The organism is Amycolatopsis roodepoortensis, from assembly GCF_024628825.1.
Taxonomy (GTDB): domain Bacteria; phylum Actinomycetota; class Actinomycetes; order Mycobacteriales; family Pseudonocardiaceae; genus Amycolatopsis; species Amycolatopsis roodepoortensis.
Window position 1 is genome coordinate 168,022 of record NZ_CP102415.1, and the last position, 23,154, is coordinate 191,175.

Annotated in this window: 22 protein-coding genes; 16 read left to right on the forward strand and 6 right to left on the reverse strand. The window is 69.2% G+C overall.

Annotated elements, in window-relative coordinates:
- Positions 1–19: 19 nt before the first annotated feature.
- The 3 genes from NQK81_RS00770 to NQK81_RS00780 form a co-directional block, all read right to left on the reverse strand.
- Complete coding sequence (locus NQK81_RS00770; RefSeq protein WP_170064556.1) at positions 20–190, reverse strand: hypothetical protein; 171 nt, start codon at positions 188–190, stop codon at positions 20–22.
- Positions 190–1,452: an NAD(P)/FAD-dependent oxidoreductase gene (locus NQK81_RS00775; RefSeq protein ID WP_257486554.1), complete on the reverse strand. Its 1,263-nt coding sequence runs from the start codon at positions 1,450–1,452 to the stop codon at positions 190–192. Before NQK81_RS00775 ends, NQK81_RS00770 begins: the two co-directional genes overlap by 1 nt.
- Before the next feature lie 109 nt (positions 1,453–1,561).
- Complete coding sequence (locus tag NQK81_RS00780) at positions 1,562–3,085, reverse strand: PucR family transcriptional regulator (RefSeq protein ID WP_257486555.1); 1,524 nt, start codon at positions 3,083–3,085, stop codon at positions 1,562–1,564.
- A 174-nt stretch (positions 3,086–3,259) separates the two neighbouring features.
- On the opposite strand from NQK81_RS00780, the gene NQK81_RS00785 reads away from it, so the two are divergent.
- The 3 genes from NQK81_RS00785 to NQK81_RS00795 all read left to right on the forward strand — a co-directional run bounded on the left by NQK81_RS00785 (position 3,260) and on the right by NQK81_RS00795 (position 7,869).
- Positions 3,260–4,828, forward strand: a complete 1,569-nt coding sequence (locus NQK81_RS00785; protein WP_257486556.1) for a discoidin domain-containing protein — start codon at positions 3,260–3,262, stop codon at positions 4,826–4,828.
- A 432-nt stretch (positions 4,829–5,260) separates the two neighbouring features.
- Entirely contained in the window at positions 5,261–6,820 is a 1,560-nt protein-coding gene (locus tag NQK81_RS00790) for a discoidin domain-containing protein (RefSeq protein WP_257486557.1), read from the forward strand.
- 17 nt (positions 6,821–6,837) lie between these two features.
- Complete coding sequence (locus tag NQK81_RS00795) at positions 6,838–7,869, forward strand: TolB family protein (protein WP_257486558.1); 1,032 nt, start codon at positions 6,838–6,840, stop codon at positions 7,867–7,869.
- On the opposite strand, the gene NQK81_RS00800 is transcribed toward NQK81_RS00795, so the two are convergent.
- Positions 7,850–8,839 (reverse strand): Lrp/AsnC family transcriptional regulator, encoded by a 990-nt coding sequence (locus tag NQK81_RS00800; RefSeq protein WP_257486559.1) that lies wholly within the window; start codon positions 8,837–8,839, stop codon positions 7,850–7,852. The genes NQK81_RS00795 and NQK81_RS00800 overlap by 20 nt on opposite strands.
- A gap of 159 nt (positions 8,840–8,998) precedes the next feature.
- Here NQK81_RS00800 and NQK81_RS00805 point away from each other — a divergent pair, with 159 nt between their 5' ends.
- The 6 genes from NQK81_RS00805 (at position 8,999) to NQK81_RS00830 (ending at position 14,754) form a co-directional block, all read left to right on the forward strand.
- On the forward strand, positions 8,999–10,507 hold the full coding sequence (locus NQK81_RS00805) for an AbgT family transporter (RefSeq protein WP_257489972.1): 1,509 nt from the start codon (positions 8,999–9,001) through the stop codon (positions 10,505–10,507).
- A gap of 50 nt (positions 10,508–10,557) precedes the next feature.
- The gene (locus NQK81_RS00810; protein ID WP_257489973.1) at positions 10,558–11,652 is read left to right on the forward strand and encodes a M20 family metallopeptidase; all 1,095 of its coding nucleotides are present in this window, start codon (positions 10,558–10,560) and stop codon (positions 11,650–11,652) included.
- Between the two features lie 91 nt (positions 11,653–11,743).
- A complete protein-coding gene (locus NQK81_RS00815; RefSeq protein WP_257486560.1) occupies positions 11,744–12,400 on the forward strand; it encodes a phosphoribosyltransferase in 657 nt (218 codons plus the stop codon).
- A gap of 73 nt (positions 12,401–12,473) precedes the next feature.
- The gene (locus NQK81_RS00820) at positions 12,474–13,421 is read left to right on the forward strand and encodes a universal stress protein (protein ID WP_257486561.1); all 948 of its coding nucleotides are present in this window, start codon (positions 12,474–12,476) and stop codon (positions 13,419–13,421) included.
- Between the two features lie 96 nt (positions 13,422–13,517).
- Positions 13,518–14,459, forward strand: coding sequence for a glycoside hydrolase family 43 protein (locus NQK81_RS00825; protein ID WP_257486562.1), 942 nt, complete (start codon positions 13,518–13,520; stop codon positions 14,457–14,459).
- 61 nt (positions 14,460–14,520) lie between these two features.
- Entirely contained in the window at positions 14,521–14,754 is a 234-nt protein-coding gene (locus NQK81_RS00830) for a DUF6480 family protein (protein ID WP_126733035.1), read from the forward strand.
- Here the strand turns inward: NQK81_RS00830 and NQK81_RS00835 are convergent.
- Both NQK81_RS00835 and NQK81_RS00840 read right to left on the reverse strand, forming a co-directional pair.
- Positions 14,741–15,469, reverse strand: coding sequence for a dienelactone hydrolase family protein (locus tag NQK81_RS00835; RefSeq protein ID WP_257486563.1), 729 nt, complete (start codon positions 15,467–15,469; stop codon positions 14,741–14,743). The genes NQK81_RS00830 and NQK81_RS00835 overlap by 14 nt on opposite strands.
- Positions 15,470–15,479: 10 nt before the next feature.
- A complete protein-coding gene (locus NQK81_RS00840) occupies positions 15,480–16,832 on the reverse strand; it encodes an MFS transporter (RefSeq protein WP_257486564.1) in 1,353 nt (450 codons plus the stop codon).
- A 424-nt stretch (positions 16,833–17,256) separates the two neighbouring features.
- Here NQK81_RS00840 and NQK81_RS00845 point away from each other — a divergent pair, with 424 nt between their 5' ends.
- From NQK81_RS00845 to NQK81_RS00875, 7 genes are read left to right on the forward strand one after another with little or no spacing between them, the layout of a single operon-like run.
- Positions 17,257–18,726 carry a 2-hydroxymuconic semialdehyde dehydrogenase gene (locus NQK81_RS00845; RefSeq protein WP_257486565.1) on the forward strand — a complete coding sequence of 490 codons (1,470 nt, stop codon included), beginning with the start codon at positions 17,257–17,259 and terminating at the stop codon, positions 18,724–18,726.
- Positions 18,723–19,514: a 2-keto-4-pentenoate hydratase gene (locus NQK81_RS00850; protein WP_257486566.1), complete on the forward strand. Its 792-nt coding sequence runs from the start codon at positions 18,723–18,725 to the stop codon at positions 19,512–19,514. The genes NQK81_RS00845 and NQK81_RS00850 overlap by 4 nt, the downstream gene beginning before the upstream one ends.
- 53 nt (positions 19,515–19,567) lie before the next feature.
- Positions 19,568–20,443: an acetaldehyde dehydrogenase (acetylating) gene (locus NQK81_RS00855; protein WP_257489974.1), complete on the forward strand. Its 876-nt coding sequence runs from the start codon at positions 19,568–19,570 to the stop codon at positions 20,441–20,443.
- On the forward strand, positions 20,440–21,447 hold the full coding sequence (dmpG, locus tag NQK81_RS00860; protein WP_257486567.1) for a 4-hydroxy-2-oxovalerate aldolase: 1,008 nt from the start codon (positions 20,440–20,442) through the stop codon (positions 21,445–21,447). Before NQK81_RS00855 ends, dmpG begins: the two co-directional genes overlap by 4 nt.
- Positions 21,444–22,211 carry a 2-keto-4-pentenoate hydratase gene (locus tag NQK81_RS00865; RefSeq protein WP_257486568.1) on the forward strand — a complete coding sequence of 256 codons (768 nt, stop codon included), beginning with the start codon at positions 21,444–21,446 and terminating at the stop codon, positions 22,209–22,211. The genes dmpG and NQK81_RS00865 overlap by 4 nt, the downstream gene beginning before the upstream one ends.
- Positions 22,208–22,636: a RidA family protein gene (locus NQK81_RS00870; RefSeq protein WP_257486569.1), complete on the forward strand. Its 429-nt coding sequence runs from the start codon at positions 22,208–22,210 to the stop codon at positions 22,634–22,636. The genes NQK81_RS00865 and NQK81_RS00870 overlap by 4 nt, the downstream gene beginning before the upstream one ends.
- Positions 22,633–23,154, forward strand: coding sequence for a 3-hydroxyanthranilate 3,4-dioxygenase (locus NQK81_RS00875; RefSeq protein ID WP_257486570.1), 522 nt, complete (start codon positions 22,633–22,635; stop codon positions 23,152–23,154). The genes NQK81_RS00870 and NQK81_RS00875 overlap by 4 nt, the downstream gene beginning before the upstream one ends.

Consider the following 23,154-nt stretch of genomic DNA (forward strand, 5'->3'; position numbering starts at 1 on the left):
TCGATGAGTCCCGCTTCGGTCAGCGGGTCTCGGGTTCACGAGACCGCCGCTGGAAGGCGCCCGCGTCGGTGGCGAATCCGATCGCGGCCTTCAGCAGCAGGTCCTTCTCCGCGCGCAGCAGCGCGTTCTCGGCGCGGAGCCGGTCCACTTCGGACTGTTCGTCGGCTGGGGTTCCGTTGTCCTGTGCCATCAGCGAAGGGGGTCGAAGGGACGCAGGGCCTCCGGCTGCTTGCCGGTGGTGATGTGCTCGGCAAGTAGCCGTCCGGTGATCGGACCGTGGGTCAGTCCCCACATCCCGTGCCCGCCCGCCACGTAGAGCCCGGGGGTGCTCGTCGCGCCGATCACGTGCCGCCCGTCGGTGGTGACCGGGCGAGAGCCGACCCACTCGTCGGTGCGCCGCTCCCAGTCCAGTCCGGTGAGGAAGGGCCGCGCCGACGCGATGATCGAGGCGATCCGGGCCGGATCCAGTGGTGCGTCCGGCTTCCGGAATTCCATCGTCCCGGCCACCCGGAGACCGCCCCGGTACGGCGTGCACGCCACGCGGATGTCCGGCAGGTACAGCGGGCCCGGCACCGGGCGGTCGGTCGGCACGGTGAAGGAGTAGCCGCGTCCAGCGCGGACAGGGACCTTGGCTCCCCACTTCCGGCCCAGATCACCGAGCCAGGCCCCGGTCGCCAGCACGACCGCGTTGGCGTTCACCGTCTGGCCCGTCGTCGAGCGCACGCTCAGCGCGTGGCGGTACGCGCGCAGCGAAGCGACCTCGAATTTGTGGCGGATGGTGCCGCCCCGGCCGACCACCGCACGCGCCAGCGACTCGACGAACCGGCCCGGGTCCACGTAGCGCTGCCCGTCGATCCGGACGGCGGCACCGAGCCGCGACGTGGCTTGAGGAAACCGCTCGGCGAGCTCGGCCGCGGTGAGCCGTGTCCAGGAGATGTCCTGCCCGCTCTCACCGATGTGCCGCAGTTCGGTGATCAGCCCCGCCGCCTGATCCGCGGTCTCGAACGCCGCGGTGATCGGTGCTTCGATGGTCGGCGCGTCCACCCCGTTCGCAGTGAGGACGTCGAAGGCCTCCAGGCACTCGTCGTTCAGCGGCGAGTTCGCCTCGACGGCGCGGGTCCACGAGCGTCCGGTGCAGTTCGCGGCGAAGCGGGCGAGGAACGACCACAGCCGCGGATCGGGGGACGGCGGGACGTGCAGCGGGGCCTGCCGGTCCAGCAGGGTCCGCAGTCCGTAGCGCAGGACGCCGGGTTCGTTGAGCGGGATCGCGAGGCCGGGGGAGAGCCAGCCGGCATTGCCCCACGACGCGCCCGCCGCGATGCCTTCGCGATCGAGCACGGTGACTCCGACGCCGCGTTCCTGCAGGAACCACGCGGTCGACAGGCCGACCACGCCGGCTCCGATCACGATCGCCGAACGCGGGCCGCCGTCGATCCGGTCGAGCTCGCCCATGTGTTCCTCCGCTGCACGAGTGGTGCTGTCGCGGTCAGGATGGCTCGGATCCGGGCGGCGGAGATTGTCCGGTTCCGACAATCCGGGCGGGCCGGTTTGGCCGGAACGGTCAAGGGGCCGGTTCGGACACGGCCAGTTCGATGATCATCGCTAGCCGTTTCGCGGGCTGATCGAGGCGGAGTTCGGTCACCTCCGCCATCTTGCGGAGCCGGTAGCGGATCGTGTTGGGGTGCACTTCCAGCCGCTCGGCGGCCTCGGCGAGATCCCCCTGCGCTTCGAGCCAGGCGCGCAGCGTCGCGACGTAGCTGGTGGCGTTGGCGCTGTCGTGCCGTCGCAACTCGGTGATCGGCCCGCGCGCCGGTGCCCTGCCGGACGCCGCGGCGGCCCGCAGCCGTTGCACGAGGATGTCGTCCCAGGCCTCGTCGTAGGCGATCGCGGATTCCGTGCCCGGCCGCACGGCGTGCAACGCGAGGCATTCGTCGGCTTCCAGCCTGCTGGCGGGCAGTTCCGCCGACGTGGCACCCGCGCCGATCCCGGCCAGCATCGTCACCTGCCTGGGCAGCGCCTCGCGGATCGAACGCACCCATGCCCTGGCCGCCTCGACGTCGTCCCCCGGCAGGACCGTGTAGACGGTGTTGCTGAACAGCGTGCTGCGGCCCGGCCGTGACCAGCCGAAACCGGTCGTCGCCCGCTCGAACGCGAGCAGGAGCGCGGCGTGGCGCTCGTCGCCGATATGGGCCTGGAGCGCGATCACCCGGAACCGGCCGGGAGGCAGGCCGAGCCTGCTGAGCACGGCGGCCGCGTCGGGCGTTCCCTCCACCAGCCGGATCACGAGATCGGATTCGACCTGCCGCTCCAGGTCCGCGCTCGCCCGGGAGCGCAGGAGATGCAGGCCGACCGTGCGCGAACTGTCCCGCAGGACCGCTCGCCGGGCGTCGGTCAGCGGCCGGTCGCATTCCACCCAGATCGAGCCCAGCAGCTCCCGGCCCGCGCGGACGGCGACCACCATGCGCCCGGTCAGCCCGTGCTCGGGATCGGCGTCGACGAACAGGGGCTCGTCGGATTCCGCGAGATGCGCGAAAACGCCCCGCCGTTCGAACAGCTCGCGGACCGGTTCCGGGACGCGCCTGCCGAGGATCGTCTCCAGCCGCGCCCGGTCGGCCAGGTGCTGACGGCTGGAGTAGGCAAGGACCCGCGAGAGCCGGTCCTCGATGGTCACCGCGCTGCCGAGCGCGTCCGCCAGGCTGTCGGCGAGCGCGAACAGATCGGTCGGCCCACGGCCCGACTCGGTCTCGCGGCCTTCCAGCACGAGCCCGTAGACGACGCCGGCGAGCTGACCCCAGGACACGTCCGGGTCCACCAGCAGCACGGCGACGGCGTCGCTCTCGGCGCGCTCGTCCGGCGCCGATCCGCGGACCAGGACGACCGAGGCGTGTGCCGCGACGGCGAGGTCGACGGCCGTCGCGATCGAGTCCGTCCCGACGGCGAGGAAGACGTCGCCGCGCAGTTCGCGGGGGTCCGCGGCGTCGTGCATCACCACGTCGCGCAAGGCCACCTCGCGCGACACCGGGCAGCACCACAGCCGCGCCCCGTATCCACCCAGGACGTTCACGAGCCGATCCAGCGTCACCATGGCCGTGACCCTGCCATCAAATGGTGCCGGTCACGACGCGTTCACCCGTTGACTGTGAGTTTAAGAACCTTTTACACTGCGGATCGTTAGGAAACTTACTTAACTAAAGCGACTCCGGCCGACCTCGCCGCCCACCGCCGGTACTCGCCGACTCCGCAACGTCGAGGAGTTCGCATGAAACGGAGAACACCCCTGGCCGGTGTCGCGGTGGCGACGCTGGCCCTGCTGGGGCAGACCTTGATCTCTTCGGGGACCGCGGCCCAAGCGGAAGCACTGCTGTCCGCGGGTAAGCCGACGACGACCTCGTCGGTCGAGGGCGCCGAGTTCGGCGGCGCCAACGCCGTCGACGGCAACACCACGACCCGGTGGGCGAGCGAGGAGATGGTCGATCCGCAGTGGATCGCCGTCGACCTCGGCGCCACCTCGACCGTCACCAAGGTCAAACTGAACTGGGAAGTCGCCTACGCCAAGACCTACAAGATCCAGGGCTCGGCCGACGGCAGGACGTGGACCGACATCAAGTCCGTCGTCGGCGGCGACGGCGCTATCGACGAGCACCTCGGCCTCAACGCCACCGCGCGCCACATCCGGATCCACGGCACGGCTCGCGGCACGGGCTACGGCTACTCGTTGTGGGAGCTGGAGATCTACGGCGACCGCGTCGGCGGCGGGGACACGCAAGCGCCGACGGCGCCCACGGGTCTCGCCGCGAAAGCCACCACGACGGACAGCGTCACCCTCGGCTGGACCGCGTCCACCGACAACGTCGGGGTCACCGAGTACGAGGTGCTCCGCGACGGCAACGTCGTCGGGACCACGGCGACGACCACTTACACCGACAGCGGCCTGGCGTCCGGAGTGGAGTTCGGCTACTCCGTGCGAGCTCGGGACGCGGCGGGCAACGTCTCCGCGGCGAGCCCGGTGGTCAGGGCGGCGACCCAGCCCGGCGGCACCGGCCCCGTCACCCTCGCACTCGCGGGTGACATCGCCAACCCGGAGCTCTTCTCCACGCACCAAGGGACCGCGAACCAGGTCGCCAGGATCAACCCGAAGTACGTGCTGACCGTGGGCGACAACCAGTACCACAAGGGCACCATCTCCGAATACCGCTCCCACTACGACAAGACGTGGGGCAAGTTCAAGAGCATCACCAAACCCACGACGGGCAACCACGAATGGGACGACCAGCTCCGGGGCTACAAGGAGTACTTCGGCGCGATCGCGTATCCGCAGGGTTTGCCGTACTACAGCTACGACATCGGTGACTTCCACTTCGTCGCGATGGACTCGAACCCGATCTACACCGGCGGTGGTTCCGACCAGGTGACCTGGCTGCGCAACGACCTGGCGAAGAACACGAAGTCCTGCGTCATCGGGTATTGGCACCACCCGCGCTTCAACTCGGGGAACTCCGGGGACAAGAAGCAGATGGCGCCGCTGTGGAACGAGATGGCCAGGGCGAAGGCGGACATGGTGATCACCGGTCACGACCACCATTACGAGCGGACGAAGCCGCTGGACGTCAACGGTCACATCGACGAGGCCAATGGGGTGCGGTCGGTCATCGCCGGCATCGGTGGCGACTACCTCTACACGGACTACAAGGCTCGTGAAGGGGTGGAGAAGATCCTCGCCAAGCACGGGGTGATGAAGCTGATGCTGAACGGGAAGTCCTACTCCTGGGAAATCCACGACACCAACGGGAATGTGCTCGACAAGGCGGGTCCGTACACCTGTCGCTGACGGCCGGGGTCCGGTGCCGTACGCGGCACCGGACCCGGTTGTGAGTGGCGTTCGGGTCATGGGGAGGTAAGGCAAGGTGGCGTGATATCCGAGGCATGTCGCGAAAGCCACTTTCGCGACGCCTGATGTCCCGAAAGTGGCTTTCGCGACACAGCCGCCGCCGTGTGGTCCTGGACAGAAGCGATGTCCTGAAGGTCACCGTTGAGACATCCAACGTCCCCAAGGTGGCCTTCAGGACGCCCCGCCCGACAAGACACGTTTGACCTTCGGCTCAAAGAAAACGCTCATTACCACTCACGACCCCCGCGCAAAGTGTCCAAAACGGACACTACTGACCGGCCGCCGACTCACTCATCGGTAGCCGTTGGTCAAGACAAGACACATTGCTTGCCCCTCAACATGAACACGACGTAGGTCCAGCCAGGAGTACAGGTGAATCGATTGGTGAAGCCGGGCACCGCCGCGATCGCGGCGATCGTCCTGCTCGCGCAGCCCGTGACGGCTTCCGATGCCACGGCGGAATCCCTGCTGTCGGTCGGCAAGCGGACGACGACCTCGACCGTGGAGAGCGAGGGTTTCAACGGCGCGCTCGCCGTCGACGGCGATTCGACCACCCGCTGGGCAAGCCTGGAGGGCGATCCACAGTGGATCGCGGTCGATCTCGGCGGTCCGGCGGACATCAGCCGGATCAAGGTCTTCTGGGAATCCGCCCACGCGAAGGACTATCAGGTCCAAGCGTCGGACGACGGCCAGAACTGGCGGGACGTGAAGACCGTGGTGGGCAGCGACGGCGGCCTCGACGAGTTCACCGGGCTGAACACCTCCGCCAGGCACGTCCGGATCTTCGGCACGGCACGCGCGACCGTGTACGGGTACTCGCTGTGGGAGCTGGAGGTCTACGGCGTCCGGACCGGTGACGGCGACATCCAGCCGCCGTCGGTGCCGACCGGGCTCCGGCAGGCGTCGTCCACCACCGAGAGCATCACGCTCGGCTGGACCGCGTCGACCGACGACGTGGGGGTGACGGAGTACGAGGTCCTGCGCAACGGCAACGTCATCGGCCGGTCCACGACGACTTCCTACACCGACACGTCCCTGGCGTCGGGTTTCGACTTCCAGTACGCGGTGCGGGCGCGGGACGCGGCGGGGAACCTGTCCGGATCGACCGCGCCGGTGAAGGCGTCCACCCGGCCGACGGCGTCCGACGGCATCGTCATCGCGCTCGCCGGCGACATCGCCAAGGCCGAGCTGCCGTCCGAGCACCAGCGGACGGCGGAGCTGGTGCGCAAGATCAACCCCCGGTACGTGCTGACGGTCGGCGACAACCAGTACGTCGACGGCACCATCGAGGAGTTCCGGACCTACTACGACAAGACCTGGGGCAGGTTCAAGAAGATCACCAAACCCACGCCGGGCAACCACGAGTGGAACAACGAGCTGGCGGGTTACAAACAGTACTTCGGGAAGATCGCGACACCGAAGGGGAAGCCGTACTACAGCTTCGACGTCGGCGCCTTCCATTTCGTCGCGCTCGATTCGGACCCGGTGTACAACGGCGGCGGCGCCGAGCAGGTGGCGTGGCTGCGCAAGGATCTGGCGAAAACGAAGAAGTCCTGTATCGCCGGGTACTGGCACCATCCGCGTTTCAACTCCGGGAATTCCGGCGACGCGAAGAGCATCGCGCCGTTGTGGAACGAGCTGGCCAGGGCCAAGGCGGACGTCGTGTTCGCCGGGCACGATCACCATTACGAGCGGACGAAGCCGCTGGACGTCAACGGGCATGTCGACGAGGCGAACGGCGTGCGTTCGGTCATCGCCGGCATCGGCGGCGACAGCCTGTATCTCGATTACAAGGCACGTGAAGGCGTCGAGAAGATCCTGGGCAAGCACGGCGTGATGAAGCTGGTGCTCAAGGGAAAGACCTATTCCTGGGAGATCATCGGCACCAACGGGGAACTGCTCGACAAAGCGGGCCCGTACACCTGCCGGTGACGAGGAAAGGGGACGGAGTGAAGCTTCCGGTGAAGTTCGTCGTGGCGCTGGCGGGTGTCGCGGCGCTCGCCGCCGCCTCGGTGGTGTACGTGGTGCAGGCCAAGGCGAACAGCCCCGAGCGGCGGACGGCCGACGCGGCGGTCGCGGTGGATTCCTCGGGGCCGGTCGTGCTGGGGGAGCCGGGGAGGTTGTTGTTCCGCAACGGTGCGCCGGGTCCGGGGTACGGCAACGTCGCGTCGGTCCCCGTCTTCGAACCCGGTGGTCCGCGGCGGATCAGTTCGCTCGGCTGCGAACGGTTCTACACCGCGGTGGACGGCGGGCTGTGTCTCGCGAAGGAACCCACACCACTCCCGGGCGCGGTCGCCAAATTCGTCGACTCCGCGCTCGGCGAGGTCAAACGCGTCGACGTCCCCGGCATCCCCAACCGCGCGAAACTCTCACCCGGCGGCCGGATGGGGAGCTGGACCACCTTCGTCACCGGTGACTCGTACTCGACACCCGGCACGTTCTCGACGCGCACGGCCATCATGGACCGCGAACGGAACGAGCTTTCGAGCAATATCGAGGGTATCCCGCTGAGGATCGGGGACGCGGTCCACCGGGGAGAGGACGTCAACTACTGGGGCGTCACGTTCGCCACCGACGAGCGGACGTTCTTCGCCACGGTCTCCACCGGCGGGCGGACCTATCTCGTGGAAGGCGACAACGAGGCGTGGAAGGCGCGCACCCTGCGGGAGAACGCGGAATGCCCGTCGTTGTCACCGGACGGCACGAAACTCGCGTTCAAGAAACGCGTGTCCGACGGCGACGTCCGGCCATGGCGGGAGCATGTGCTGGACCTGACCACGATGCGGGAAACGCCGCTCGCGGAGGCGCGCAGCATCGACGATCAGGTGGTCTGGCTCGATAACGACACGATCGCCTACGGCCTGCCGCGCGCGGACGGCAAGGAGAGCGACATCTGGTCCGTGCCCGCCGACGGCACCGGAGCGCCGCGTCTGCTGGTTCCCCTGGCGTCGTCGCCGTCGGTCACGACGGCTCGTCGATGACGGCGAATCTCCCGTCTTCCCGGTACAACCAGTACCGGCGCAGCATGCGCAACACCACGGAGACCTGCAGTGCGGTGATCCCGGGCAAGGGGGCGAGGTCCCTGGTGAGGAAGTCGGCCATCTCGTCCTCGTTCCGGAACACGCCCTGGTGGATGACCGAAGCGGTGCCGGCGACGATCGACACGTACCGCGCCGACGGATGCCGCGCCAGTTCCCCGGCCACGGCCTGGATGGCGCCCGGGGTGATGGTCAGCGCGATGACCGCCTCCAGTTCGTAGCCGAGCTGCGCTGGTTCCACCTCGACGCGTGGCCGGACGATGCCGCGCCGCAACGTCGACTGGATCAGCCGGTAGGCGGTGGACTGGCTGAGGCCGAGGCTCCGGCCCGCTTCGGCCGCGGTGATCCGCCCGTTCCCGGCCAGCAGCCCGATGAGCCGCCGCTCGTCGGCGCCCACCTCGTCGGCGTCGAATCCGTCCGGTACCACCTGATCGCGGGACAAGATCTTCTGCTGATCTTCGCTCAGCCGGTGCAGCCGCCACGAGTCGGCCCTGGTCAACGCCCGCAGCACCAGCTCCGAATGGGTCCCAGCCACACCCGGTACGCCGGGGATGCGCTCAGCGAGCAGCTCGCGTGCCTCGGCCCGGTCCGGAACGTGCACGGCCAGGTAGACGTCCGACCGGCCCGCTGTCTCCGCCGCGAGCTGGACCTCGGGAAACCGCGCGAGCGCCTTCGCCGCCGAGCCGGACGCGCCCGGTTCGGTCGTGACCCAGACATGGCGCGGGTTCCCGCGCGCCCTCGCCGTCCACTCGACCTGGCCGATCACCTTGAGGATCCGCTGTTCCTCCAGCCGAAGTAGCCGTCGTCCCACCGTGCTGGCGGAGACGTCGAGCGCCTCGGCGAGCGTGGCGACCGAGGCACGCGGGGCGATCTGGAGCGCCGCGATCAGGTCCAGCTCGGGTTCGGTCAGCATTTGATGAATATATCAGTCATCTGATTCTCCCACATGACTGATCCATGCGGAATCGAGTTCAGGGTTGCACTATTCGGTCGCTTGAGTTTGTAATGGGCCTCCGATCAGGAAGGAGCCGCGCCGGTGAGTTCCAGCCAGGCCAGAACGACCTCACGTCCGATGAACCTCCTGCTGCGCGCGCTCGACGGAGTCGAGCGGCTCGGCAACAAGCTGCCGCACCCGTTCTGGCTCTTCGTCATCCTGAGCGGAGTGCTGGCACTGGCCAGCTGGGGACTCAGCGCGGCCGACGTGTCGGCGGTGAACCCGGCAACGGGCAAGACCGTCGAGGCGAAGAACCTGTTGTCCGCCGACGGCGTGCGGATGATGGTGACCGACGCGGTCAAGAGCTACACGTCGTTCCCGCCGCTGGGCACGATCCTCGTGGTGATGCTCGGCGTGGCGGTCGCCGAGCGCTCCGGTCTGCTCGCGGCCGTGCTGCGGTCCGGTGTTTCGAAGGTCTCGCCGCGATGGGTGACCTTCGCGCTGGCGTTCACCGGCATGGTGTCCCACGTCGCGTCGGACGCGGCCTATGTGGTGCTGATCCCCTTGGGGGCGTTGGCTTTCCGCGCGGTGGGACGAAGCCCGATCCTCGGCATCGTGGTCGCGTTCGTGTCCATCTCCGCCGGGTACGACGCCAGCCCGCTGATCACGCCGACCGACGCCATCCTGTCCGGGCTGACCACGGCGGCGGCCCAGACGATCGATCCGGCCTATTCGGTCACCCCGCTGGCCAACTACTTCTTCTCGCTCGCCTCGTCGATCGTGCTGGCCGCCGTGATCACGCTCGTGACCGAGAAGGTCCTCGCGCGGCGCGCCGAGGCGATGCCCGTCGACGACGACGCGGAGGAGGACGATCTCGGCTCGCTCCAGCTCAGCCGTCAGGAACGACGGGGCCTGCTCGCCGCACTCATCGCGCTGGTCGTCTTCGTGGTCGCCCTGGTGCTTGCGGTCCTGCCCGCGTCGTCGCCCTTGCGTGGCAAGGGCGGAAGCATCATCGAGTCACCGTTGCTGACGTCCATCTCGATCTTCCTCGCGCTCGGCTTCCTGGCCGCGGGCTGGGCGTACGGCAAGGTCGCCGGGACGGTGACCAGCAGCCGCGACATCCCGGGGTTCATGGCGCACGGATTCCGCGAGATGGCGCCGATCCTGGTGCTGTTCTTCGCCATCTCCCAGTTCCTTGCCTACTTCAAGTGGACCGGTATCGGTGAGATCACCGCGATCAACGGCGCCGGCCTGCTCAAATCCGCCGGCGTGTCCGGGCCGGTCATCATGCTGGGCATCCTCGTCGTGGTGACCCTGGTGAACCTGATCGTCACCAGCGGCTCCGCCCAGTGGGCGCTGATCGGCCCGGTGTTCGTGCCGATGCTGATGCTGCTGGACATCCCGCCGGAGACCACGCAGGCGCTGTACCGCATCGCGGACTCGTGCACGAACGCGATCACCCCGATGAGCCCGTACTTCGTGATGGCGCTGGGGTTCCTGCAGCGCTACCGGCGTTCGGCGGGTATCGGGACGCTGTTCTCGATGACGGTCCCGCTCTCGTTCGCCCTGCTGGTGGTGTGGACGTTGCTGTTCTCCGTGTTCTGGGTGTTCGGCATCCCGCTCGGCCCCGGCGCCCCCGTTCGGTAGAAAGGATTCTCTTGTCACACACGGAATGGTCCCGCCAGGCACTGCCGGCCATGCTCGACGATCTGCGGACGATCGTCGAACTGGAGACGCACAGCTACGACAAGCCGATGCTGGACAAAGGCATCGACACCATCCGGGCCTGGGTCTTCGACCGCCTCGGCGAGCCCGCTACCGAAGCCCGCCACACCGACACGGTCCGCGGCGACGTGCTGGAACTGGGCTATGCGGGGACAGCGCCGGGAACGGTACTGCTGCTGAGTCACTACGACACGGTGTGGCCGACCGGCACGCTCGCGGGCTGGCCGTACACCGACGAGGACGGCCACGTCACCGGGCCGGGCGCGTTCGACATGAAACTCGGTCTGGTGCAGTCGGTCTGGGCCCTGCGAGGCCTCCGCGAGCTCGGCCTTTCGCATCCGTCGGTCAAGTTCCTCTTCAACGGCGACGAGGAGATCGGCAGCCCCCACTCACGGCCGTACATCGAAGCGGCCAGTGAAGGCGCGCTGGCCACCCTCGTCTTCGAGGCATCGCTCGACGGCAAGCTGAAGACCGCGCGCAAGGGGGTGGGCCTGTTCGACGTGACCACCACCGGCGTCGAGGCTCATGCGGGCCTGGACCCGTACGCGGGTGCGAGCGCGATCCACGCCCTCGCCGAGATCGTCGGACAGCTGGCGTCCGCGGGCTCACGCGAGCTCGGGACCACGGTCAACGTCGGCACCATCTCCGGCGGCACCGGTCGTAACGTCACCGCGGGCGGCGCGAGCTGCGGCGTCGACGTCCGCGTCGCCGAACCGTCCGAAATGGACCGGATCGACAAGGTACTCGCCGGTCTGGAAGCCACCGATCCTCGTGTGAGTATCTCGGTCGAAGGGGAGTGGAACCGACCTCCGATGACGCCGAACGACCCGTCACGGGCGCTGTTCGCGACCGCGCGGAAGGTGGCCGCCGACGAGGGCTGGCAGCTGGAGGAGACCGCGGTGGGAGGGGCGAGTGACGGCAACTTCGTCTCCGCGCTGGGCCGCCCGGTGCTCGACGGGCTCGGCGCCGTCGGAGGAGGCGCCCACGCGCGGGACGAACACATCCTCGCGCGGCACATCCCGGAACGGACGGCGCTGGCGATCGGGCTGATCTCGGCACTCGCCTGACGAGCGGGTTTGCCCGGCCCGCTCTCGAGTACGCCCCGGGTAGGAGGTGTTCGATGCCTGCCGCCCCGGCTTCGGAGGGCAGGCCGAGGTCATGTCTTCAGCCACGTATCGCGCGTTCGCCGACCGGCGGATGGCGGGCCGGCAGCTGGCCCGCGCGATCGGCCGGCCCGATTGGCCCGATCCGGTGGTGCTCGGCCTGGCGAGGGGCGGTGTGCCGGTCGCCGCCGAAGTCGCGCGCGAACTCGGCGCGCCGCTGGGGGTGGCCGTGTCGCGCAAGATCGGCGCGCCCGGCCACCCGGAGTTCGGGGTGGGCGCGGTGACGGCGGACGGGCCGCCCTACTACGACATGGACACACTGCGCAGGCTCGGGCTGAGACCGGCCGACCTGGAGCAGACGTGCGAAGCCGAGCGAGCGGAGGCGCGCCGCCGGCTCGACCGCTATCACGGTGGCCGGGTCGCGGTCGCGGCTCGCGGCCGTGACGTCCTGCTGGTGGACGACGGGCTCGCCACCGGTGTCACGGCGACTGCCGCGCTGCGCGCCCTGCGCCGGGCGGAGCCCCGCCGGTTGGTGTTCGCCACCCCCGTGTGCGCCGTGCGGGCACCCGAGATGCTGCGCGACGAGGCGGACGACGTCCTCTGCCTGGTTGAACCGGAGCAGTTCAGAGCGGTCGGCCAGTGGTACCAGGATTTCTCGCAGACCAGCGACGAGGAAGTCGTCGCGCTGCTCCAGGCGGCCGCGTCTTCTTGAGCGAGGTTTCGGCGACCTGCGAACGTGGTATTCATGGCGATGTCGCCGTCGCTCGGACAGGACGTGAACAGTGATGACATCACCGGAATCCACAATGGACAAGGGAGCGGTCGTCGCGGGTTACGACGGCTCCGAAGAAGCGCGGAGGGCCGTGCGCTGGGCCGCGGGGGAGGCCGCCGCCCGCGGCCGCGGGCTGGTCGTCGCCCAAGTCGTCGGGTTCCCGCCCGTACCCGAGGCGCTCCCGGGTGGCGGTGCGTGGCCGCGACCGGGGTTCCTCGAAGCGGGCCAGGAAACGGCGCAGCGGCACGCCGAGGCCATGCTCGGTGACATCGCCCAGGACTGCCGCCGAGCCTGGCCGGGGCTGGCCGTCTCGACGCGGCTGTTGTCCGGCCGCGCACCCGACGAGCTGGCCCGCGCCGCGGAGAACGCGGAGCTGCTGGTCATCGGGTCGTCGGGGCTCACCGCGCTGCCCAGGCTCCTGGTCGGCTCGACGGCCAACGAACTCCTGCACGACTATCACCGGCCCATCGTGGTCGTGCGCGCCGGTGACGTACCGGCGGGGGGAAAGGTCGTGGTCGGTGTCGACGGGTCCGAGACCAGCAGGGAAGCCATCGGGTTCGCCTACGACTTCGCCGACCGGCACGACCGCGCGCTGGTGGCCCTGCACGTCTGGTCCGATCTCCCGCTCGAAGCCATGGCGGTGACGCCTACCGAGCACGACAGGGAGCTCATCGAGGAACGGGGAAAGCCCCTGCTCGACGAATCGCTCGCCGGATATCGGGAACGGTATCCCGACGTTCCGGTCCATCGGGTGATCGCGGTCGACCGGCCCGCCCACGCGCTGGCGGAGCAAGCGGAGGGTGCCGCGCTGCTCGTCGTCGGCAGTCACGGACGCGGGCCGCTGCGCCGTGCTCTGCTGGGCTCGGTCAGCCGTGCCATGGTCCACCACGCGCCGTGTCCCGTCGCCGTGGTCCGTCACCACAAGGAAGGCCACACCGGCTACCCGAAGACGCGCGGATGAATCCCGCATCACCGGGTGAACGACCGAATACACGCTTCCCGGTGGCATGGCGCCGGCGACACTGCAGGCCGCGTCGTCCCGTCCACAGAATCGGTCATGAAGTTCATGTACTGCCTTGTGACCCTCGCCGTGGTGATGGCGTCGACACTCGTCACCTCGCCTCCGGCCTCCGCCATCGGCACGCCGAGACTGCTCATCGGACAGGACTTCCCGGATCCCGACATCGTCAAGACCGACTCCGGCTACCTCGCCTTCTCCACGAGCACCGGCGCGACGAAAATGCCGTACGCGCACGCTCCGGCACCGGAAGGTCCGTGGCAGATGGCTGGGGACGCGCTCGCGGCCGCACCCAAATGGGCGAAGCCTGACGGCGGGTTCTGGGCTCCCGATGTGACCCGGCTTTCCGACGGTACGTTCCTGCTCTACTTCTCGGCGGCGGTGGCTCCCGGCGGGGAGATGTGCATCGGCGTCGCGACCGCCTCGAAGGCCGAAGGGCCGTACACACCTGCCGGTGACGGTCCACTGATCTGCGTCCCCGGCGACGGCGGCGACATCGACCCGCAGACCTTTGTGGACACCGACGGCTCTCGGTACCTGCTCTACAAGAGCGACGGCGCGGCCATCGGTCCTCCGGCCGCGATCTGGTCGCAGAAAATGCGCGCCGATGGACGCACACCGGACGGTCCGCGGATCGAGCTGCTGCGCGCCGATCTCGCGTCGGAGAACGCCGTCGTCGAGGCACCGTCGGTGGTGAAGACGCCGGGCAAGTACCTGCTCTTCTACTCCGCCGACACTTTCCAGAGCTCCGGCTACCACACGGGCTATGCCTCCGCGCCCTCGCTGAGCGGACCGTTCGTGAAAGCCGGTGCGCCGTTCCTGTCCACCGATCTGCTCGGCGGCAAGGTCGACGCACCGGGTGGGGCCGACGTCGTCGACGGGCATATCCACTTCCATGGCTGGCTCGGCGGTGGCCGCACCGCCCGCGGGATGTTCCAGCTGCCCATCACGTTCCCGAACGACGTTCCCCAGCTCGGCTGACAGGGTTTCGTCGCCGTCGATCGGGTACCCGAGCGGGAGACCGACCGAAGGAGCACCGGCGATGACAGCGCAGCCGCCCGACCCGGAACCTGAGAAAACCCGCCGCGAACCAGGAGGCGGCGTTTCACCGGGCGCCACGCCGCCCGATTCGGCTCAGACCTCCGGGCTCTCGCACCCGCAGCCGATGCCCTCCAAGGCGATGCCGATCGCCTGGCTGATCTTCATCGGCGTGATCGTCGTCCTGGCGAGCGGGTTCGTCGTCGCGCTGGCGCTGGGATGGCTCAAGCTGGGCTGACCACCGGCACGCATTCGGCGAGCAGCTCGACGACGTCGTGCCACGCCCGGTCCGCGTGCCGCGGGTGGTAGCCGACGCCCGGCAGCACCACTTGATCCACCGGCGGGTGGTGGAAGGCGTGCTGCGCGCCGCCGTAGACCACGAGCCGCCAGTCGACGCCGGCCTCCTGCATTTCGGTGGTGAACGCCTCCCGTTGCGCGGGCGGCATGATCGGGTCTTCCGAGCCGACCCCGGCCCAGACCGGGCAACGGATACGTGCCGCTTCGCCCGGACGGCCCGTGGTCACCGCGTTGATCGTGCCGATCGCGCGCAGGTCGACGCCGTCCCGGCCGAGCTCCAGGGCGATCGCGCCACCCGTGCCGTATCCGATGGCGGCGATCCGGCTCGGGTCCGTCCGCGGCTCCGACCGCAGCACGTCGAGGGCCGCGTGGCCGATCTCCCGCATCCGGTCCGGATCGGCGAGCAGGGGCATCACGTACGCCAGCATCTCTTCGGGGTCCGAGAACCAGCGCCCGCCGTTGAAATCGAAGGCCAGCGCCACGTACCCCAACTCGGCGAGGGCGTCGGCCCGGCGACGCTGGAAATCGTTCAGTCCCGTCCCTTCCGGCCCGATCAGGACCGCGGGACGGCGGTCGGTACCGGAGGGGAGCGCCAGGCGCCCGACCATCGTCAGTCCGTCCGCGGGGTACTCGACCGTGCGTGTGGTGACCGGCATGGAACGGACTCTATTGATCGTCGAGCCCGGCCGGGTGGGTGTTCACGGACAGCGGAACCGCGTCGCGGTCGCGCGGTCCGTCCACTGTGGATTCCGTGGCGCGGGAAGGGAGCAGCCGGAACAGGGCGACCGCGCTGATCATGCTGACGCCGCAGATCGCGGCCAGGTACCAGGTGATGCCGGTGGTCGAACCGGTGGCGTTGAGCACCGCGGTGGCGATCATCGGGGCGAGCCCGCCGCCGAGGATCGCGCCGCCCTGCAGCAGCAGCGACATACCGGAGAACCGGACGTTGACCGGGAAGGTGTCCGCGATGATCGCGCCCTGCACGCAGTGGGTGATCGGGACGACCAGGCCCATCCCCGCGAGGGCGAGCATGGCGAGCCCGGTGTCGCCGCTGTTCAGCAACGGGAAGAACGCGAGACACCACAGCAGGAGCGCGGCCGAGCCGGCGATGAACATCGTGCGCCTGCCGTGGCGGTCGGCGATGCGGGTCCAGATCGGGATGGTGGCGAACCACAGCACCGCCGATCCGGTCACCGACAGGACCAGGAACTGCCGGTCGTAGTGGAGGTTCTGGCTTCCGTAGGACAGGGTGAAGACCATGAAGACGTAGGCGACCGCCGAGTTCGCCACGCCGACCAGCAGGGTCAGCGCGAGCCTGCCGAAGCCGACCTTGAACGCGGCGCCGAGCGGGAACCGGACCACCTTGTCGTTCCGGGCCACCTGCGTGAACGACGGTGATTCGGTGATCTTCAGCCGGATCATCAGTCCGATCGCGACCAGCACGAAGCTCAGGAGGAACGGGATCCGCCAGCCCCACGCGGCGAACGCGTCCGCGGGCATCACCGCGCTGCTGCCCAGGAAAAGCAGATTCGCCAGCACCAGCCCGGCCGGGGTGCCCATCTGCGGGAACCCGGCGTACCGGTTCCGTTGGCCGTCGGGCGCGTGTTCCATCGACATCAGGGTCGCTCCCGCGCCTTCGCCGCCGAGCCCGATGCCTTGCACGATCCGCATCGCGACCAGCAGGATCGGCGCCCAGATGCCGATCGCGTCGAAGTTCGGGATCAACCCGATCAACGTGGAGCCGACGCCCATCAGCATCAGCGACACCACCAGCGTGGACTTGCGGCCGATCCGGTCACCGAAGTGACCGAACACCAGACCGCCGAGCGGGCGGGCGATGAACCCGACGGCGAAGGTGCTGAACGCGGCGAGGGTGCCGACCGTGGGACTCAGCGAGGGGAAGAACTGTTTGTTGAAGATCAGCGCGGACGCGGTGCCGTAGAGGAAGAAGTCGTACCACTCGAGGGTGGTCCCGGCGAGCGTGGCGGCGGCGATCTTGCGGGGCGCGGGTGCGTTCATCTGCGAAAACCCAATCGACTCAGGCGACAGCCGATCGCGGCTGCTGGCGATTGGGCAGAAGCCTGACACCGTGAGGCATAGGCCACAAATGCCGAATTGCCGGTCTGTCATGCCCGAACTGGTATAGCTCGGGCGGCGGCGCGAGGCCGGACCCGCGACACGCTCACCGAACCCGTCGTGAGTGGCGATTCGGGTTAGAACCCGAATCGCCACTCACGACCACGGTGACCCACTCAGTACCGCGCCCCTTCACGGGCCAACGCGACGTCGGCTCCCCGCCACGTGTCGTCCGTCTGATCACGCGAGTTCCCCTTTGTGCCCCGTGAATCGAGGCAGGAGACCCACTCCGGTATGCCTGAAAAGGTATGGCTGACGAGCAGATTCGCATTTGTTCCGCATGGCGCGGCCGGACAGAGTGAACGGCATGACGCAGCCAGTGCGGTGGATCCGCAACTTCGTGGACGGTGAGTTCGCCGAGCCGGACGGGCCCGGGTTCCCGGCGATCGATCCGGCGACGGGCGCGGAGTTCGCCCGGGTGCACGAGGCCGGCCGGGAGCTGGTGCACCGCGCGGTCACCGGCGCCCGCGCGGCGTTGCACAACGGCTGGGCGGACACCCCGGTGCGGGAGCGGACCGCGTTGCTGCGCCGGGCGGCGGACCGGATCGAGGCCCGGTTCGAGGAGTTCGTCGCGGCCGAGGTCGCGGACACCGGAAAGCCCGTCACCCAGGCCCGCGAATTGGACGTGGCCCGCGCGGTGGCGAACTTCCGCACGTTCGCCGACGTGATCGCGGCCGCCGGCCAGGAATCATTCGTCACCGATCTGCCCGGCGGGGCGCAGGCGCTGAACTACGCGGTGCGCAAGCCGCTCGGCGTGGTCGCGGTGATCGTGCCGTGGAACCTGCCGCTGCTGTTGCTGACCTGGAAGGTCGCGCCGGCGCTCGGCTGCGGCAACGCGGTCGTGGTCAAGCCGAGCGAGCAGACCCCGTCCACCGCGACCCTGCTGGCCGAGGTGCTGGCCGAGGTCGGCTTGCCCGCGGGTGCCTACAACGTGGTGCACGGCTTCGGTGGCGACTCGGCGGGGCAGTACCTGACCGAGCATCCCGGTATCGACGGGGTGACGTTCACCGGCTCGTCCGCCACGGGGACCCAGGTGATGCGCACGGTCGCGCCCCGGGTCCGGCCGGTGTCGTTCGAGCTCGGCGGGAAGAACGCCGCCATCGTGTTCGAGGACGCCGATCTCGACGAGACGCTCGCCGGGCTGACCCGGTCGGTGTTCGCGAACACCGGGCAAGTGTGCCTGTGTACCGAACGGGTGTACGTGCAGCGCTCGGTGTTCGACGACGTAGCTGCCGGATTGGTGGAGCAAGCGCGTGGCCTGCGGCTCGGTGACCCGTCGGCGGAGCAGACCACCACCGGCCCGCTGATCTCGCCGGAGCACCGGCGCAAGGTGCTGGACTACCTCGCGCTGGCCGAGGAGGCCGGCGCCAAAACCCTGACCGGCGGCGGGATTCCCGAGCTCGGTCCGGAACTCGACGGCGGCTCGTGGCTGGAGCCGACCCTCTGGACCGGCCTGACCAACAAGGACCGGCCGGTGCGCGAGGAGATCTTCGGCCCGGTGGCCGCGCTGATCCCGTTCGACACCGAGGACGAGGCGATCGCGCTGGCCAACGACACCGAATACGGGCTGGCTTCCTCGGTGTGGACGCAGGACCTGCGCCGGGGACACCGCGTCGCGCAGGCCATGCACGTCGGCATGTCCTGGGTGAACACCTGGTTCCTGCGCGACCTGCGCTCGCCGTTCGGCGGGATGGGGCTTTCCGGGATCGGCCGGGAGGGCGGCGCGTCTTCGCTGCACTTCTACACCGAGCCGACGAATGTGTGCGTGCGGCTGTGACGGCGGCGATCGAGGCGGCCGCCGCCCGGCTGGCGACGGCGGCGAGCACCGCGGGCCCCTGCCCGCCGGTGCGGGAATTCCTCGGCGCGGAAGACGTCGACGCGGCCTACGCGGTGCAGCGCAGGCTCCGGGATCAGCGAGTCGAGGCAGGCGCCAGGGCGGCCGGGGCGAAGATCGGGCTGACCGCGCCGTCGGTGCAGCGTCAGTTCGGCGTGTACCAGCCGGACTTCGGTGTGCTCTTCGACGACATGCTGTACGCGCACGCCGAACCCGTTCCCTACCGGCGGTTCCTGCAACCCCGCGCGGAGGGCGAGATCGCTTTCGTACTCGGCCGCGATCTGGACGTGCCGGGTGCGTCGGTCGCGGACGTGTTGCGGGCGACCGAGTTCGTGCTGCCCGCGATCGAGATCGTCGACTCGCGCATCGGCGCCTGGGATCTCTCCATTGTGGACACGGTGGCGGACAACGCGTCCAGCGGCGCGGTGGTACTGGGCTGCACCCCGTTCTCGCTGACCGGCCGGGATCTCGCCGCGACCGGGATGACGTTGGAGCTGGACGGTGAACCGGTGTCGTTCGGCGCGGGCCACGCCTGCCTCGGGTCGCCGGTGGCCGCGGTCGCCTGGCTGGCCAGGGAGCTGGCCGCTCGCGAGCAGCCGTTGCGCGCGGGCGACGTGGTGATGTCCGGGGCGCTCGGCCCGATGGTGCCGGTCACGGGAGCGGGCCGCTTCCGGCTGCGGCTGGACGGACTCGGTGAGGTCGACGCGGTGATCGAGGAGGAGATTCAGTGACAGCAACGGTTCCGGTCGCCGTCATCGGCTCCGGCAATATCGGCACCGATCTGATGATCAAGGTGCTGCGGTTGTCGAAGACGCTGCGGATGGCCGCGATGACGGGTATCGACCCGGCGTCGGACGGGCTGGCCAGGGCGGCCAGGCTCAAGGTGGCCACCACCCACGGCGGTATCGACGGCCTCGCCGCGCTGCCGGAGTTCGCGGATGTGCGGGTGCTCTTCGACGCGACCTCGGCCGGTGCGCACCGCCGGCACGCCGAGGTGGCCGAAACGCACGGCAAGCTGATGATCGACCTGACCCCGGCCGCGCTCGGCCCGTTCGTGGTGCCGCCGGTGAACCTCGACGAGCACCTCGCCGCACCGAACGTGAACATGGTGACCTGCGGCGGACAGGCCACCATCCCCATCGTGGCCGCGGTGTCCTCGGTCGCCCCGGTCGCGTACGCCGAGATCGTCGCGTCGATCTCGTCCCGCTCGGCGGGACCGGGCACCAGGGCGAACATCGACGAGTTCACCGAGACCACCGCGGCCGCGATCCGCGAGGTCGGCGGCGCCGCGATGGGCAAGGCGATCATCGTGCTGAACCCGGCCGACCCGCCGATCGTCATGCGGGACACGGTGTACTGCCTGGTCGAGGGCGAGCCGGACCGGGAGAAGATCGCCGCGTCGGTCGGGCAGATGGCCGACCGGGTGCGCGAGTACGTGCCCGGCTACACACTGAAACAGGAAGTGCAGTTCGACCCGGTGACCCGGCAGTGGGTGCCCGAGCTCGGCCGGGAGATCTCCGGGCTGAAGGTCTCGGTGTTCCTCGAAGTGCTCGGCGCGGCCCACTATCTGCCCGACTACGCGGGAAATCTCGACATCATGACCTCGGCGGCGCTGCGCACGGCCGAGCGGATCGCCGAACTGAGGGGGTGGCTCGGATGAAGATCTACCTCCAGGACGTGACCTTGCGCGACGGCATGCACGCCATGGGGCACGCGTACACAGTGGAACAGGTCCGGCGGATCGTGTCCGCAGTGGACAAAGCCGGGGTGGCGGCGATCGAGGTCGCGCACGGCGACGGGATCGGCGGCTCCAGTGCGACCTACGGATTCGGCGCGCACACCGACGAAGAGTGGATCTCCGCGGCCGCAGAGGTGATCGAGAACGCCACGCTGACCACGTTGCTGCTGCCCGGTATCGGCACCATCGGACAGCTGCGCCGCGTCCGCGACCTCGGGGTGCGCAGCGTGCGGATCGCCACCCACTGCACCGAGGCCGACGTGGCCGCGCAGCACATCGCCTGGGCCCGTGAGCACGGCATGGACGTGTCCGGATTCCTGATGATGAGCCACCTCTCCACGCCGGCCGCGCTCGCCGAGCAGGCCAGGCTGATGGAGTCCTACGGCGCGCATTGCGTGTACGTCACCGATTCCGGCGGGCGGTTGACGATGAACGGGGTCGCCGAGCGGATCGACGCGTACCGGCAGGTGCTCGACGAGCGGACCGAGATCGGCGTCCACGCGCACGAGAACCTCTCCCTTTCGGTGGCGAACAGCGTGACCGCGGTCGAGCACGGCGCCTACCGGGTGGACGTCGCGCTGGCCGGGCAGGGCGCGGGGGCGGGCAACTGCCCGGCCGAGCCTTTCGTCGCGGTCGCCGACCTGCTCGGCTGGGAGCACGGGGCGGACCTGTTCGCGTTGCAGGACGCGGCGGACGACCTGGTCCGCCCGCTGCGGGAACGGCCGGTCCAGGTGGACCGCGAGACGCTGACCCTCGGATACGCCGGGGTCTACTCGAGCTTCCTGCTGCACGCCGAGCGCGCGGCCGCCCGCTACGGACTGGACACCCGGCGGATTCTCACCGAGGTCGGCAGGCGGAAGCTGGTCGGCGGGCAGGAGGACATGATCGTGGACATCGCACTCGACCTGGTACGGAGCGGCACATGATGGCCATCGCGGAGATCTCGGCGCTCGCCGATCGGCTGGACACCGCGCAGACGTCGCGCGTGGACACGTCGAGCCTCGCCGACGATCACCAGTTCGACATCGCCGACGCGTACGCGATCCAGGCCGAGCTGGTGGCCCGCCGGGAGGCGCGTGGCGAGCGGGTGCTCGGGGTGAAGCTGGGGCTGACCAGCAAGGCGAAAATGGCGCAGATGGGCGTGTCCGAGGTGATCGCCGGCAGGCTCACCGACGCGATGCGGGTCGCCGACGGCGGCGAGGTCTCGCTGGCGGGCTTCATCCATCCCAAGGTGGAGCCGGAGGTCGCGTATCGGCTGGCCCGCGACGTCGATCTCGCCGACCCGGCGTTCGATGTGGAGTCCGCGGTGGACGCGATGGCCCCGGCGATCGAGATCATCGACTCCCGGTACCGGGATTTCCGGTTCACCCACACCGATGTGGTCGCCGACAACACCTCGGCCGCCGGGTTCGTGCTCGGTCCGTGGCGCGCGTTCGGCGAGGCGGCGAACCGGGCGGTGCGGCTGCGCTCCGGAGACCGCGAGGTGATCGGCTCGACGTCGGCGATCCTCGGCGATCCGGTGCGCGCGCTGCACGCGCTGGTCGAGCTGTGCCGGAAACGGGACATCCCGCTGCGGGCCGGGCAGGTCGTGCTGGCCGGGGCGGCGACCGAGGCGGTGCCGTTCGTGCCCGGCATCGCCGAGGCGGACATCGCCGGGCTCGGCCGGGTATCGGTGCGAGGGCTGGCATGAGCGGGCGGGTGATCTCCGGGCTGGCCAAGCCGAGGGGCCGCTTCCCGCATGTGAAGGTCGCGGGAGATCTGATCTTCGTGTCCGGTACCAGCTCCCGACGTCCGGACAACACGTTCGCCGGAGTCGAGGTGGACGAACTGGGCACCACGAACCTGGACATCCGCGCGCAGACCCGCGCGGTGATCGAGAACATCCGCGGCATCCTGCACGAGGTCGGCGCCGACCTCGCCGACATCACGCAGATCACCACGTTCCTGGTTTCGATGAACGATTTCGGCGGCTACAACGAGATCTACGGCGAGTACTTCGACGAAACAGGCCCCGCCCGCACCACGGTCGCCGTGCATCAGCTGCCGCATCCGCATCTGCTGATCGAAATCCAGGCGATCGCCCAGCTACCGAAAGACACGGAGGTTCCGCGATGACCGGCATTCCCGAGGTGGTCAATTTCCAGGCCTGGATCGCCGAGCACGAGCATCTGCTCAAGCCGCCGGTGAACAACCGGACCATGGCGCTGGGCAAGGATTTCATCGTGCAGATCGTCGGTGGGCCGAACCAGCGCACCGACTTCCACGTCGACCCCTACGAGGAATGGTTCTACCAGCTCAAGGGCAACATGCACGTGAACGTCATGACCGACGAAGGCCAGAAGACCGTCCGGATCTCCGAGGGCGACACCTGGCTGCTGCCGGGCGATATCCCGCACTCGCCGCAGCGTCCCGAAGCCGACTCGATCGGCCTGGTCATCGAGCGGGTCCGCGAGGAGGGCACGCTGGAGAAGTTCCAGTGGTACTGCCTCGAATGCAACGCGCTGGTGCACGAGGTGGAACTCCAGGTGCGTGACATCGTCGAGGACCTGCCGCCGGTCTTCACCGCCTTCTACGGCGACGAGCAAGCCCGCACCTGCGACGGCTGCGGCGCCCTCCACCCCGGGAAGGGCTGA